We start from the raw sequence: 14,860 nt of genomic DNA, 5'->3' as shown, positions 1-14,860 counted from the left end.
ACCATGTAAGAAATCCAATATGCTTTATATGGTAAATGTTTTGCATAAAAAAATCCCCCAAATTGCTTTGGAGGATTTATATGAAATGAGATTCTTCGCAATGCTCAGAATGACAATTATTTTGTAGCGTACATAACTTCTTTAACCGCTTTAACTACTTTTTCAGCGTTTGGTAAGCTGGCAGCAATTAAAGTTGGTGAGTACGGAAGTGGAACATCAGCACAAGTGATACGTAAAACTGGTGCATCTAAGTAATCGAAAGCTCTTTTTTGAACCATGAAAGCAATTTCACCAGAAAGTGATGCTAGCGGCCACGCTTCTTCTACCACAACTAAGCGGTTTGTTTTCTTAACAGATTCGATAATTGTATCGTAATCGATAGGACGAACGGTACGTAAATCGATAACTTCTACATTGATTCCTTCTTTAGTTAATTCTTCTACAGCAGGGTTAACCACGCGAGTTAACATTTTACCGAAAGTTACGATGGTTACATCTGTACCTTGTTTGGTTACGTTTGCTTTACCGAATTCGATGTAATATTCTTCTGCAGGAACATCGCCTTTATCGCCATACATTACTTCAGATTCCATGAAAATTACCGGATCTGGGTCGATGATTGCTTGTTTTAATAAACCCTTAGCTTCGTATGGAGTTGATGGAACAACTACTTTTAAACCTGGAGTGTTTGCAAACCAGTTTTCGAAGTTTTGTGAGTGTTGTGCACCTAGTTGGCCCGCGTTACCTGTTGGACCACGGAAAACCATTGGGCAAGAGAACTGACCACCGCTCATTGATAAAATTTTAGCTGCGCCGTTGATGATTTGGTCGATAGCTACTAATGAGAAGTTGAATGTCATAAATTCGACAATTGGAATAAGGCCTGCTGTTGCAGCACCAGTTGCAATACCTGCGAAACCTAATTCGGCAATCGGGGTATCGATAATGCGTTTCGCACCAAATTCATCAAGCATACCTTGACTTACTTTGTACGCTCCGTTATATTCTGCTACTTCTTCACCTAATAAAAAAACGCGGTCATCTTTACGCATTTCTTCGCTCATGGCTTCGCGTAGTGCTTCTCTAAATTGGATTTCTCTCATTGTAAATTTTAATAACGGTGGCAAATATAATTATTAAAAGCATTGAAACCAAAGGCTATAATGCGTGTATTTTGTAATAATTATGGTTGATTTTGATTGTTTTTTGCAGCTTTTAATTTTTATTCTATTTGTTTTTGGATAATAGCTAAAATATTATTTCGCAATGCGATAAATGAGGTTGTTTTTATATTATAGTTTAGAGGTTTGTCGAAATATCTTCACCAAAATGGATAATATTTCCATTATTGTCTAAGATCGAGAATTGCCGCATTTCCCAAGGCATATCTTTTAATGCGCCTTCGGGATGAATTACGTTATGAACTTTATATTCGTCGTAAAGTTTATCAACTTCGGTTACGTTAATATAACAACCTGTGTTTTTAGGGTAATCGGGGTTGTCGGTGGTCCAAAAATGTAAATCCATACAATCTCTGCTAAAAATTAAATAGCCATCCCATTCGGAATGAAAAGTGAAACCTAATTTTTCGGTATAAAATTTTACCGTTTCTTCGGTGTTTAGGGATGCTAGTATTGGTACTGCGGCTTTAAACATAATTTTAATGATTTGGATTTAACATGCCATAAATTTCGCTGTCTAAAAACTGACCGCGGAAATAATAATCTTGTTTAAAAAGCGCTTCTTTAACGAAACCATGTTTAAGTAAAATTTGCCTTGATGCATCATTTTCTACATTGATATTTGCACTTATGGTATGAAGGTTAATGTCATCAAAACCGAAATTAATTGTTCTTTTCAAACCTTCAGAAATAATTCCTTTTCGCCAATAATCGGGGTGTAGCATGTAGCCGATTTCTGCTCGGTGGTTTGCAAAATCGGTTCGCCAATACCCAATCGAACCAATCATTTTATTTGGATCTTCTTTCAAAGCAATCACCCAAGCTAAGTTATCCCCATTTTCGAAGCCTTCGTTAAACTTGGTAATAAAGGTTTTAATTTCCATTAAATCCTTTGGTCTTTCACGGTCTATATATTTCATAACCGATTCATTAGTGCGCATAGCAAATAATGTTTCGGCATCTGAAAGATTGTGTTCTCTTAGGATTAGTCGCTCGGTTTCGAGGATTGGAAATTTGGTGAAGTTGAGGCTTAGCATTGATTATTCTTTTCTTATATCAAATTTATATTTATCTGAGAATTCTTTTACTTCTGTAGCAAAGGATTTTTTAGTGTGATGTACTTCCTGATTTTTAATGTAATTGGTTACTACTTCTAATTTAGATTCGCTTACTGAAATCGCAAAATAATCATCCTGCCACATAAATTTCCCTTCGATAAGTTTATTTTTGTTAATCCAATGAGCAGATTCGCCTTTAATAAGTTGTGCAATTTTAGCAATACTTTGTTCTTTTCCTAATGAAATTAAGCAATGCAAATGTTCTGTATAACCATTAATAGCTTTGAGAAAAATAGATTTTTCTTTACAGTTTTCGATGATATGCTTATAAACTTGGTAGCGGATATTGTTAGTTAGATAGGGATGTCGATTTTTTGTTGAGAACACCAGGTGAACCCAAATTTTTACATACGACATATTTTATAATTTGGCTAAAGCCAATATAGCAATTTTATGTTATTTGTAGCCGTCGGCTAAAGCCAGACGGCAAAGAAATGCCTGAACAGAGTGATATTTCCTTTATGCGTTTGCTCGAATTATTTGCCGTTGGTTTCAACCAACGGTTTAAAATGATTATATAGGCTTTAGCCAAAATCTACTTTCCAAACAATGTTTTATAAATAGAATATTTGTAATTATCAGGAATTTCGCTTGCTTTAAAATGTGGCGCTCCAAATAATTCAGCAAGTTTTTCTTTAAGTTTTGCTAAAAATAAAGGTTTAATATCCTCTAAGAAATCGCCACGTAAAACCTGACGGTTAGATTTAAACCAAACACCACCATAAATCGGATCATTCATTGTTTTTACGATATAAAGATTTGGTTCTACACAGGTTTTTCCGGCCGATTGCTCGTAAGCATAAGTATAAAGTAAGGTTTGAATTAATGCTTTGTTGATATGTTTTCCATCCGAATTAAAAAGTTCATCAACATCTTTAAAAGCTAATTTATCACTTCCCGTTTTGTAATCAACAATTTTAGTAATACCATCTTTTACATCAACTCTATCGATGTAACCAAATATTTTAATACTTTCTTCCTTCCCGTTTAGCGGGAAATTAATTTCTGCTTCAACCTTTTGTTCCAAACTTATAATGGTAAACGGCGTTTGCGAAATATCCTGATTTAGAATAATATTTACATAAGCATCAACAATCGCAAGAATAACTTTTTGCATGCCTTTATATTCCATCACCTTATCAGGATGATTAAACATAACCGCATTAAATCCTTTTTGAATCAATTTCGGAACCATTTTTCGCCTTTCTTTAATGCGTTCTTCCGTAATTTCTGCGCTTCTTAAATCTTCATAAAAATATTCCATCACCTTGTGTAAAATAGAACCAATTTCATTGGCTTCTACTACTGCACTAATTTCTTTTGGTTCTTTAATACCAGCAATATAATTGAAGAAAAAATCAATTGGATTGGAAATGTACTGCGTTAAAGCAGATGGTGAAAGGATTTTCTTTTTGTCGAGATATTTCTGCAGCGTTTCCTGGATAAAAGCATTTCCGGTTTTTTCAATCTCAACTTCTTTAAACTGCTCTGTTTTTACTTCGAGATTTAATTCATTATAAGTGAAATTAAAACCGCTTTCGTACTCCAATTGCTTTAAAATTCTGCTGGCTTCGCCTGATGTCGATTCATCGGTTAAGCTATTGTAAACGAAGTTGATGTTTTTTGCTCTTTGCATCAACCTATAAACCATATAGGATGAAATGGCATCCAAATTTTCTAAAACCGGTAAGCCGTAAACCCTACGGATAGAATCAGGAATAAAACTATTACCAATTGATGATTTTGGAATGATACCCTCATTAAAGCCCAAAATAACCACCTTATCAAAATTTAGGTTTCTGGTTTCCAACAAACCCATCACCTGAATACCATTTAACGGGTCGCCAGAAAGCGGAACAGCAATGGCCTGCAACGATTTTTGAACAAGATAAATTACAAAAGGAATTTCTTCTTTACCAATGTGATTATTAAAAGTATCGTGCAGTCGGTTTAACTCTTGAATGGTTTTAACGAAGAGTTCCGCATCAATTTTCTTTAATGTTTTTGCGTTTGATAATCTCGTTAAAACAAAATCTAGAACCTCGAGTAAATTCGTCACTACAAATTGTGGCTCCTCAATCTTTTTATAGAAAACTTCGAACAAACCGTTTTGTCTTAACAAGCGTTTGTGGTCAATTTCAACTTGATTTTCATCCAATAAAGCGGTCAGAATTTTATCACGCATTTTTTGCGTTAAACCAGATAGAGGATGCGTGAGGAATGCTTCAACATTTTTATAACTAACTTTATCGCTTTGCAAAACTTCAAGCTGACTGGCTAACCATAAGTCTACCAAACCGAAAATACTCGATGTAGATAAGGCAAAACCCATGGTTACATTCAGGTCAATTTTTTGATTGTTGAATGTAGTTGGAATGGTTTGTAGGGTTGGTATCAACAAACTTTCATCAGCTAAAACGACAACTGTTTTACCAACTGTTTCGGCATTTGTGTAATCTTCCTCTAAAATGTTATTTAGAATTTTTGCTTGTGCAGATTGTCCTTGAACTTTGAAAACATTAACATCATGCTCTTCGCTTTTCATTAAACTTTTCCGGTTAGCAAATTCATTTTTTAAACCCAATAGATTAAGGTTTTTCCTTAGAAATAATCCTGCTTCCTGAGAAACATCATCTAAGTAATAGCTATCGGCATCAAAATAGAAAAGCGCTTTTTCAAATTCCTGTAGTTGGGTGAAAATTTTTGCCTCTGCGCTACTCAAAGCATTAAAACCAACAAATATTATTTTTCCTTTATCAAAATTTGATATAAATTCCTGGTGACTTGTAATATCACCTGCCAAATGGCGATATACTGAACCATTTGTTAAATAACCTTGTTCTTTTAAAACAGCATGGAATTTATTATAAAGTTTCGGCATTCTACGCCACATTTTAATAAACAGTTCTTGCTGTTTTTTATGCTTTCCTTCTGAATAGGATGTCCAGAATTGAGAAAGAAACTGATATTGTTCAGGGCTTAAATAATCAAAGTCTTGGTTGATAACTGAAATGTCTTCCAAATCGCGATACAGTTTTTCAGCATCAACTAAATCGGCATCTATTTGATTAAAATCACTTAAAATAATTTTTGCCAATGGAAAAAACTTATGGCTAGAAATGGTTTCAAGTTTTTCTTCAGCCAGGAGTTGATTATAGATTTTATGAAGTGTAAAAAACTGTAGATAGAAATCGGCAATTTTATAATTGGTTGAGCAAGCAAAAAATTCCTGAATAGTATAAAAGGATGGACTGAAAAATGGCTTTCCGATAATATCTGCAAAGTGTTTTTGCAAATAGGCTGCTGGCCTTTTATTATTAAAAACGATGGCACAGTTTTCCAGCTGATTCCCAAATCTGGAAATTAAATCTTCGGCAACTTCTTGTAAAAATGGTTTCATTGGTTATTGTACTAATTTTAACTTGCCCTTAATTGCGTAAAATAGATAGGTTTTGATGTTTTCATAACCCATTTCTGATAATAAATTTCTGTAGCCATCAACCTGTTGAATGTGTTTGTCGCTTTCTTCCAAGGTAAATTTATAATCCAGAATAATCACTTCCTTCTCACTAATTAATACCTTATCCGGTCGGTGAAGTTTTCCATTCGCATCGATAATATTTTTCTCCGTAATACTTTCAGTTGCCTTATTTAAAATTTCTTTTAGCTCCGGATGATTTAAAACTTCCATTGCAGATTCAACCAGCTTTTGTTTTTCTTCCGCTTTGATGATGCCTTGCAAAATAAGGTTTGAAGTGTAATCCTCAACGCCTTTTTCTGTAGTTGCACTCGCCAGAATATCGTGAAGTAATGAACCTTTTCTGCCGGATTTTTCGATATTAACCAGGTGCTTTAAATGTTTTTCCTCTGATGGAATATAAAGTTCGGATAAGCGGCTTGTAGTTGGATAATTCCTTAGGTTGATAAAATTAGATTCCTCAACCTTATTTTCAGTCGTTACATATTCAACAATCTCGTATACGCCGTTTTCATCAAATTTATCATCAAAAGTAAGATTAATCACATCACCCATATTTGAAAGTTTCAGCTCTTTTTTACCCATTGTTGATACATACAGATAATCTTTTGAACGTGTCGTTGCAACGTAAAGCATGTTTAAAGCATCCATATTATTATAAAGCAATTCTTCATAATAGGCTTGCGCAATTGATGAATCGCCCAATGCTTCGTTGTACTTTAACGGAATCCCCTTTAATTCTTTGTAAACTGTATCTTCTGATGAAACCCAGAAAGTGGAGTTGGCTTTACCCTTCACTTCCCAATTACAGAAGGGCACAAAAACAGCTCTAAATGCAAGTCCTTTAGATTTATGAATGGTGATGATTTGAATGGCATCTGCGCCTTCAGGTGACGGAAGTGATTTTTTTACACCATCCTCATCCCACCAGGTTAAAAAAGAAATAATGCCTTTCTCACCAAGTTTTCCGGCATTAGCCGTTAAATCTCTAAAAGCTAATAAATAGGGTAGATGCTGGTTAAGGTTTTTTAAATCATAAGCTTCAAACAAAATTTCTACTAACTCCGCCAAAGGAAGTTGTAACCAAGATTGCCAGTTTTCGCAAAGCGATTTGGGTAAAACGTTGCTTAGCGTAGTTAATGAAACATTGTTTAGATTTAAATAATGGTTAGCATTTGCTTCTTTTTCGTGCAACGAATGGTAAAGTGCAATGCAGTTTGCTTTGTATAAAGCGGTTTGTGCATCTAAACCAATTAATGTTTTTAAAGTATTGATGATAAGCTGAACGGCAGAATTGTTCGAAATCAATAGGGCATCTCCAGATAATACCGGAAGTTTCTGCTCCATTAATTTCTGAACTGTTAGCATCGCCTCGCTATTGGAGCGAACTAAAATGGCAATGTCTTTCAGTGCATAATGCTGCTCATTTTTTAAGTGAAGAATTTCTTCAATAACATCATTCAAGGCAATTTCTCTAAAAATAGTTTCCGAAAAACGTGCTTCATCAGGAGCATGTTCTTTACTAAACTTTTTAATTTTTATGGTGCCACCTTTTAAAGTATTTGATGCAAAGTTTTGAGTTGAGCCTGCATAAATATCTGTAATAATTGAGTTGTAGTTTTGCGAATTCCACCAAGCAGAGATACTTTCTGGCTTGCCAGCCAAATTCTCATTTAACTCGTTTTGTAAGGTTAAAGGAATTTGTCGGTACAAAAAATTATTAAAGGTGATGATGTTTTCCGTACTGCGATAATTTTCTGCTAAACTATCTTCAATTACATTATGCGGACCAACATCTAATCTGGCGTGTTTATGTAGAATATTCCAATCGCCATTTCGCCAACGGTAAATAGATTGTTTAGTATCGCCAACAATTAAATGATCAGTTAAATCTAAACTAGGCGTGGCAATGGCATTGGTTAAAAGCGATTTAAAACTTCCCCATTGGCTGGTAGAAGTATCCTGAAATTCATCAAACAGGAAGTTGCGATAACGATTGCCAACCTTTTCCCAGATAAATGAAGGATTATCGCCTGCATCTTCTGTAATTCCTGAGATTAATTTTTGTGCATCGCTGATTAAAAGGTTATCATTTTCGGCTCGATATTCCTTTAATAGCACAGCGATTTCTTGCATCAACCTTAAATAATAGAGGTTTTTGTTAAATGCAATTGCAAGTTGGTAGGTTGGTAAATGGTTTAAATAATGATTTTTGATTTTATGCAAAATCGGATTTATGGCATCGAAAGCTTCAGGATTAGCAGCATTTTTCTGGAACCATTCTTCAGGTTCATCAATAAGATTAAAAAGTGTTTCTATTTTAGAAAAATCGCCACGGGCGATGATAATTAATTTAGTTAGCGGACTTCTGGATTTTCCTTTTAACTGGTCGGTTTCTATGCCTAAAACTTCGAGTGCTTCGTGCGCATCGGTTGCTAATTGTATAATTTCAGCTTCAAAATTTTTGATTTCATCCTTCGTTACGCTGATGTATTTTTTGAAAAGTTCATCAATGTTTTCTAATCCCAATTCTTCGACCGCCGATTCGAAAATTTGAAAACGCTCCGAAAAAATCTCTCCAATGAGGTTGTATAGTTCAATTTTATAATTCCAGCTTTTATTATCGCTGATGCGCTCTATAGCTAAATCAATAATCCATTGTAAAAGTTGTTGGTTGTCGTTTAAAGCTTCATCAAGTTTATTCACCAAATCATCTTTAACCTTATCATAATTCATTTCTAAATTATAATCGGCATTTAGGCCAAGCTCAAAAGCAAAACCACGAATAACTTTTTGCACAAAACCATCAATGGTACTCACCGAAAAACGGCTGTAATCGTGCAGGATTTTACGATATATTTTGTCAGCTTTTAGCTTTAAGCCTTCAGCTTCTAAATCGGGGTAGGCAACTAAAATGAGTTTTCTATAATCATCAATTTTCTTTGAAGGGTTGCCTTGTGCCAAGCCAACAAGTACCTCCAAAATTCGGCTTTTCATTTCTTCTGTAGCCTTATTGGTAAAGGTTACGGCTAAAATTTCTCTGTATTTGTTTTCGCCAGAAAAAAGCAAGGTGAGGTAGTGCGCTGTTAAATTGAACGTTTTACCAGAACCGGCAGAAGCTTGAAGGATTTTAAGGGGTTGAGGCATAAAATAATTTCGTTTTTCGGAATTTTTAAACTTACAACAATTTAAAATTTTCCCGAAATCATGATATCCACAATTGGTTCAATTCTATTTCTTTTTGGCTTTTCTTTTTGCTAAGGTTTTATGGCTGATTCTTGCAGGTCGTTCGGCCATTTCTATTTTAAGTCCAAGTAAATCGCGGATGACAACCGATGCACAAGTACCTCCAAAAGCCGCTGGAAGATAAGAAACTGTTCCATAAGCAGAGCGCTTAAAGTTACTTCCATCAGTCATTATCATCGAGTTTTTATCCATTTCTTCGGTAGAGAAAACGGCTTTTATTTTGGCTGCACCAACAAGTTTGTTAAGCCTTTTACGAACATAACTTGCAAAAACACATTGGTAAGTATCTGGCAACATGGCTATTCTAAGCTTTGTTGGGTCCATTTTGCCACCAGCGCCCATAGAGCTAACAATTGGAATGTTTTTTTCCAATGCTTTTGAAAGCAACGTTATTTTCGGCATCACGCTGTCGATGCAATCCATTATGTAATCGAATTTCGATTCTAAAATTTCCCTGCATTTTTCGGGTGTGAGGAAAGTGTTTACCACATGAAGTTTCAATTCGGGATTTATCGCCATTAACCGTTCTTGCATAATTGCGGCTTTACTTACACCGTGATTAGTAGCCAAGGCAGGTAATTGTCTGTTTCGGTTGGTTGGGTCTACAACATCACCATCAACAATAGTCATTTCGCCAATACCGGCACGACAAATAAATTCTGCTGCGAAAGAACCAACACCTCCTAAACCAATTACCAAAACGTGTTTAGATTGTAATTTATCAATTCCATCATTTCCTACCAATAGGGCAGAACGTGAAAGCCAGCTTGTATCAGACATTTTTTAAAGTAAAAAGTGTAAAGTAAAAAGTAAAAAATGGTTAAAGTAAATTCAATCTAATCCAGTTTGCAAAAATAAGTGCTTTCATTTCATCAACCGAACATTTTTTCAAAATAGAAGCAGCTTGATAAATTTCTTCAATGGGTATTTCCGAATCATCCGTTTCCAGAAAAAAGTTTTCGCTTTGTTTAATCAGCTCTGCTGCACCAGAATTTTCTTTAAAAATTGATGATCCGTAGGAGAGAAAAAAGCCTTTTGCTATTAATTGCTTACCTAACGCCTCATTTTTATTAAAGCCGTGAATTATCATCGGTACTTTTACTTTCAACCTATCTTTAATCTCTATTAATTCTGCAAATGCTTTTACACAATGTAGAATCATGGGCTTGTTCAATTGTTCAGCTAAAGCAATTTGTTTTTCTAAAATATAGATTTGATTTTCAATACTTTCGCCCTTAATTCTATCAAGACCACATTCTCCAATCAATTTCGCATTCTTCTGTTTTGCCAGAACGGTTAAATATCTTAACTGTGTTTCAAGCAATTCTTTTTTGGCATACCACGGATGTAAGCCTATTGAAATGGGTTTTGTTTTTGGCATTGCCAGAAAAATATCGCTGGTTAGCGATAAACTTTGAATACTAATTACTCCTTTTTGTTGGGAAGTTTTATGCGTATGTATATCTAAAAAATCCATTCAGAAGCAAAGATAAGCTTTTGCAAAAATGTATTCCTTCTGTAAAAGATAGGATTGATAATCTATAAAGTTAGTAGTCTTTGCTACTTTTGCTTCATCATTATTAAAATCATGAAAAAAATAATAACAATATTAACAATTCTGTTTATTTCGGCTTCAGCCTTTGGTCAGGCAAAGAAAGAGGGTGTTCATATTTATAACCCTGAAGCAAATGCAATGGCCGATTTAAAAATCGCAACAGAAAAAGCGGCTAAAGTCAATAAACATGTATTGGTACAAGTGGGCGGAAATTGGTGTACATGGTGCATTGCTTTTCATAATTTGGTTGATACCACTGCGATTTTAAAACAAACCATAAACGATAATTTCGAATATGTTTTAGTGAATTGGGATAAGGATCATCACAATGATGAAGCGATGAAATATCTCGGTTTTCCAAACCGTTTTGGTTATCCGGTTTTTGTAGTTTTAGATGGAAAAGGGAAGGTGTTGCACATACAGAATTCAGCCTATCTGGAGTCAGAAGAAATTGGAGCAGATGGTAAACGAAAAGTTGGTCACGATGTTAAAAAAATCAATTCCTTTTTAAAAGGATGGACGGTTGCTGCTGTTAGCCCTGATACTTACAAGCCGAAAACTAAGTAGGTTCAAATAAAAAAAGAAATGCCACAGATTATTGGAGTTCAAATCTGCTAATCTGTGGCATTTCTTTAATCTTCAGAATCATCTTCTTTCAAATCATCTACATTTAACTCGTAAGATGGTCTCGAAGCTTCGTCAGCTTGCTCCAACATATCTTTATCATGTTCAACGTTGGAATTATCACCATCCAATTCGTTTATATTCTCTATATCATCTTCTCTGCGTAAAGCATCATTTGGGTCGTTCGAATAATCTTCGTCCTTTGGGTCTATCATAACTTTTATTTTATAATAGATAATGATTTAAAGAGCGAAATTGTTTTGAATTTATCTGAATAAAGAAAGCCACAGATTGACAGATTATTTTATTCATTAATCTGTCAATCTGTGGCTAAGTTTCTTTTTCTAAAAATTTGATTAAGACTTACATTCCATCACCAAATTTGTAATTCGGTAAAATGCTCACAGGCAATTTCCCGGTTGGAACTAGCCTGTTATTAATTACAGCTGCGGCAGAAATTTGCATATAATCTTCCTTTTGATAGCCGATAACCAAACCTTTACTGTTCTCTAAACCCGGCAAGCCTGCAAGATTATACGGGTTTGCAAACAATGCAAAAACAGTATTCCTGGTCGATAAATCTTTAATAAAATTCTTTACACCTGCATTCAGCTGAATGTTATTTCCTGGCCTCGAACGGCTATCGTGTATACCAACAATAACTTGGTCAAAGGCAGCAATTTCTCTGGCAACATTCGAAATTTGTGTTGCACTTGCGTCTTTATCTAACACATAATAAACAGAGTTGTAAAAACCTTTCGAAATTTCTTTTTGAAATCTCGTAACAGATGGAACACCAACGCTAATAATTGCTGTTCTTCTAATCGGAATCATATTTTTAATGTAATCCTTACCCTTTAACATCGTTACCGATGCATTTGCCAATTCCTGTACAAGTGCATTACTCGAGTTACGATTTATACCTGCAATTAAACCCTTGGTTACAATCGTATCTTTTTGTGCCAAGCCAGCCCAATATTTTGCAGTTAAAATTTTCTTAACACTTTCATCAATCGTCTTAATATCAATTCTACCTTGTCTTATGGCTTTTCTAACCAAATGAATTGCTCTGTCGCTGTTTTCCGAAAGCTCTAAAATATCATTGCCGGCAATAATACCCATCAAATCTGCCTCGCCATTTTTGAAGTATTTTACCACACCTTTCATGTCCATCGCATCAGAAATAATTAAACCTTTGAAACCTAATTTCTGCTTTAAAATACCTGTAACAATCGGTTTTGATAAAGTTGATGGTAGATTCTTCGTCGTATCCAGCGAAGGAATATTCATGTGCGCAATCATTATTCCCGAAGCACCTTGTTTTATCAGTTCCCTAAAAGGATACATTTCCAAGGTGTCTAAACGCGTTGCGCTAAAAGTTAATTGTGGCAAATCGTAATGCGAATCTACATCCGTATCGCCATGTCCAGGGAAATGCTTTAAAGTAGTTAATAAACCACCATCTTGCATTCCTTTCATGTAAGCGCCGGTTTTTACTGCAACATTAAACTTATTTTCGCCAAAAGAACGGTAATTAATAACCGGATTTTTAGGGTTGTTATTAATATCCGCATCAGGCGCCAAATTCATCTGCATGCCCAAACGCTTATAATCTTTGGCCACTTCCAAGCCCATTTTGTAAAGTAATTCCTTGTTTTGGATAGCACCCAAAGTCATCTGATAAGGATAAGAAATTGTACTATCCAAACGCATTCCTAATCCCCATTCGCCATCATTAGCAACAATTAACGGCACTCTACTTACCTTTTGATAAGCATTGGTTGCCATAGCCTGCCTAACCGGACCTCCCTGGAAAAAAATTACGCCACCAAGTTGCTCTTTCTTAATTACCAGACCAACCGAATCAATGTATTTTTGACCCAGGTTAGTGTGCGCCCTAACAAAAAACATTTGTGCAATTCGCTCTCTTCGGTTTAATTTTTTAAAAACAGAATCAACCCATTTTGGCTGATTGGCTAACATTTCTAAATATGAATTTTGCTGTGCGCCTGCCGAAAATGCAAGCAAGCAAAGGGTTATTAGTGTTATAAAGTTCTTTCTCACGGTGTTTTGTTGTAGCGGCTAAATTAATAAGTAAAATGCTAATAAAACAAAAACCAATCCAAGTAATCGATTTAATACAATTTATTAGTCAGGGTTGTGAAGTTTGATTGAATGATTTATAATGAAAATAATCTGAAAACTAACATCCAGTAATACTCACAAAAAACCAGCCCTGCTTTTTGTTTCAATCTTTTGGCTAAACTTACAAAGTCTCTGCTCAATGATGCTATACACATCTCGTAAGTTTGGTAAGCCAAAAGTATTTCCACGCCAATCAGGTTTATGTACAAAGGCAGTGTTTCAAATGCAAAAACGCCAACTCCAAATCCCTATCTTAAAAAAGATAAAACATAATTCAAAATCAAAAGTTAGTATAATAGCGCTTTACAAAAAATGTTAAACTAAATTTTTAACCATGAAAAATGTAAATACACCAAAGAATAACCCTACAGTTCAGGGAAATTCTATTGCCGACAGAGCGAACCACGATGTTAAAGTTGATAAGAAAATTCAAGGTATAACCAATGGCGGCGGTCAGCGTTCAGACCAAACCTCGAATAAGGATAATCAGCGTAAATACGACAATAAGAAATAGTATAATGTTATGGACGATGTGAGATGGAATAGGTCTCTATGCTACATTTCACATCCTCCATTTTCCTCCTAATAATCAGGGTTAGTTCCTCCACCCAAAATATAACAGTTAACGCCTAAGGTAAATCTTCGTTTGGCTTTATAAATTCAGAGAAACTTTTCTTTGCATACATGAGTATTTGATAATCGCTCATTTTTCGGATATCTGATGCTGAAGGGCGATATTTAAAAATGAAATTTCGCAAAGAATCGCCTTCTAGTTTTGTAATACCAGCTATTTTTTCAATGTCAAACCTGTGGTCAACATATTTAGTTTCTTCCTCATTTAGCTGTACTTTTTTTAATGTAGATATGGAAGATTTATTTTTGGTGAGTAGTCCGACGGCTTTCAAAACATCAAAACTAATAATTGATGATGTGGAATTTGAAACCAAATTGGAGCCAAATGGAGCCCTACGCAAACCTTTTTTTACTACGATATCTTTTATTGTTGGGGCTTTGTAGGCAAATACCGCGGCAAACTCTTTTCTCATTCTTAGCGAATCGGCAAGGTAATCGCGTTTTGAAAAAATTAACACATCGTCCAGATTGATGGATGTTTGCTTTAAATAAACGGTGAAATCTTTAAAGTTCTGATTCAGGCTTAGTTCGTGATCCTGATAACCCAACTTTGTTAACTTTAAAATTTGAATTGAATTATTCTTTTGAAAGGAAAATTTTCCTGTACTTGTTGTAATGATGGTTTGCATACCATAAGTAACCACCACATTTTCTATAGGAATTTTGCTTTCGGCATCTAAAACTATCCCACTAATTTGCTGGGTATGAATTTTTTGCGTCATTAAAATTAATGCAATGAATAGATATGTTTTCATTATCCTTTAGGCTTCCATCTAAAATAATACAATATTATTTGCAGATCGAAAGTTTAACAGAACTTAACTATTCTACCAGTATAACAAAAAGAGGTTCCGATGAAAATCGGAACCTCTGAGTTATT

Annotated in this window: 13 protein-coding genes; 2 read left to right on the top strand and 11 right to left on the bottom strand. The window is 34.8% G+C overall.

From position 1 onward, the window contains the following. Positions 1-116: 116 nt before the first annotated feature. The 8 genes from R2Q16_RS03765 to R2Q16_RS03730 form a co-directional block, all read right to left on the bottom strand. Entirely contained in the window at positions 117-1,103 is a 987-nt protein-coding gene (locus R2Q16_RS03765; protein ID WP_316735243.1) for a pyruvate dehydrogenase complex E1 component subunit beta, read from the bottom strand. Between the two features lie 196 nt (positions 1,104-1,299). Continuing rightward, positions 1,300-1,656, bottom strand: a complete 357-nt coding sequence (locus R2Q16_RS03760) for a VOC family protein (protein ID WP_316735241.1) — start codon at positions 1,654-1,656, stop codon at positions 1,300-1,302. Between the two features lie 4 nt (positions 1,657-1,660). Further along, positions 1,661-2,218: a GNAT family N-acetyltransferase gene (locus R2Q16_RS03755; protein WP_316735240.1), complete on the bottom strand. Its 558-nt coding sequence runs from the start codon at positions 2,216-2,218 to the stop codon at positions 1,661-1,663. A 3-nt stretch (positions 2,219-2,221) separates the two neighbouring features. Then, positions 2,222-2,656, bottom strand: coding sequence for an IS200/IS605 family transposase (gene tnpA, locus R2Q16_RS03750; protein ID WP_316735239.1), 435 nt, complete (start codon positions 2,654-2,656; stop codon positions 2,222-2,224). 178 nt (positions 2,657-2,834) lie between these two features. Further along, positions 2,835-5,699 carry a PD-(D/E)XK nuclease family protein gene (locus R2Q16_RS03745; RefSeq protein WP_316735238.1) on the bottom strand — a complete coding sequence of 955 codons (2,865 nt, stop codon included), beginning with the start codon at positions 5,697-5,699 and terminating at the stop codon, positions 2,835-2,837. Between the two features lie 3 nt (positions 5,700-5,702). Then, entirely contained in the window at positions 5,703-8,924 is a 3,222-nt protein-coding gene (locus R2Q16_RS03740) for a UvrD-helicase domain-containing protein (RefSeq protein WP_316735237.1), read from the bottom strand. An 84-nt stretch (positions 8,925-9,008) separates the two neighbouring features. Next, on the bottom strand, positions 9,009-9,803 hold the full coding sequence (locus R2Q16_RS03735) for a tRNA threonylcarbamoyladenosine dehydratase (protein ID WP_316735236.1): 795 nt from the start codon (positions 9,801-9,803) through the stop codon (positions 9,009-9,011). Between the two features lie 40 nt (positions 9,804-9,843). Then, positions 9,844-10,500, bottom strand: coding sequence for a TatD family hydrolase (locus R2Q16_RS03730; protein WP_316735235.1), 657 nt, complete (start codon positions 10,498-10,500; stop codon positions 9,844-9,846). A gap of 111 nt (positions 10,501-10,611) precedes the next feature. Here R2Q16_RS03730 and R2Q16_RS03725 point away from each other — a divergent pair, with 111 nt between their 5' ends. Further along, a complete protein-coding gene (locus tag R2Q16_RS03725; RefSeq protein WP_316735234.1) occupies positions 10,612-11,145 on the top strand; it encodes a thioredoxin family protein in 534 nt (177 codons plus the stop codon). Between the two features lie 65 nt (positions 11,146-11,210). On the opposite strand, the gene R2Q16_RS03720 is transcribed toward R2Q16_RS03725, so the two are convergent. Then, complete coding sequence (locus tag R2Q16_RS03720) at positions 11,211-11,417, bottom strand: hypothetical protein (RefSeq protein WP_316735233.1); 207 nt, start codon at positions 11,415-11,417, stop codon at positions 11,211-11,213. Positions 11,418-11,565: 148 nt separating this feature from the next. Beyond that, entirely contained in the window at positions 11,566-13,185 is a 1,620-nt protein-coding gene (locus R2Q16_RS03715; protein ID WP_410478152.1) for a glycoside hydrolase family 3 protein, read from the bottom strand. Between the two features lie 496 nt (positions 13,186-13,681). Here R2Q16_RS03715 and R2Q16_RS03710 point away from each other — a divergent pair, with 496 nt between their 5' ends. Next, the gene (locus R2Q16_RS03710) at positions 13,682-13,861 is read left to right on the top strand and encodes a hypothetical protein (protein WP_316735231.1); all 180 of its coding nucleotides are present in this window, start codon (positions 13,682-13,684) and stop codon (positions 13,859-13,861) included. 115 nt (positions 13,862-13,976) lie between these two features. Here R2Q16_RS03710 and R2Q16_RS03705 read toward each other — a convergent pair whose 3' ends face one another. After that, positions 13,977-14,735 (bottom strand): hypothetical protein, encoded by a 759-nt coding sequence (locus R2Q16_RS03705; protein WP_316735230.1) that lies wholly within the window; start codon positions 14,733-14,735, stop codon positions 13,977-13,979. Positions 14,736-14,860: the final 125 nt, after the last annotated feature.

Origin of the sequence: Pedobacter aquatilis (assembly GCF_032678425.1) — a bacterium.
In the GTDB taxonomy this organism is placed as follows: domain Bacteria; phylum Bacteroidota; class Bacteroidia; order Sphingobacteriales; family Sphingobacteriaceae; genus Pedobacter; species Pedobacter aquatilis_B.
Note: the sequence above shows the minus strand (reverse complement) of the source record. Positions and strands in the feature narration are given on the sequence as shown.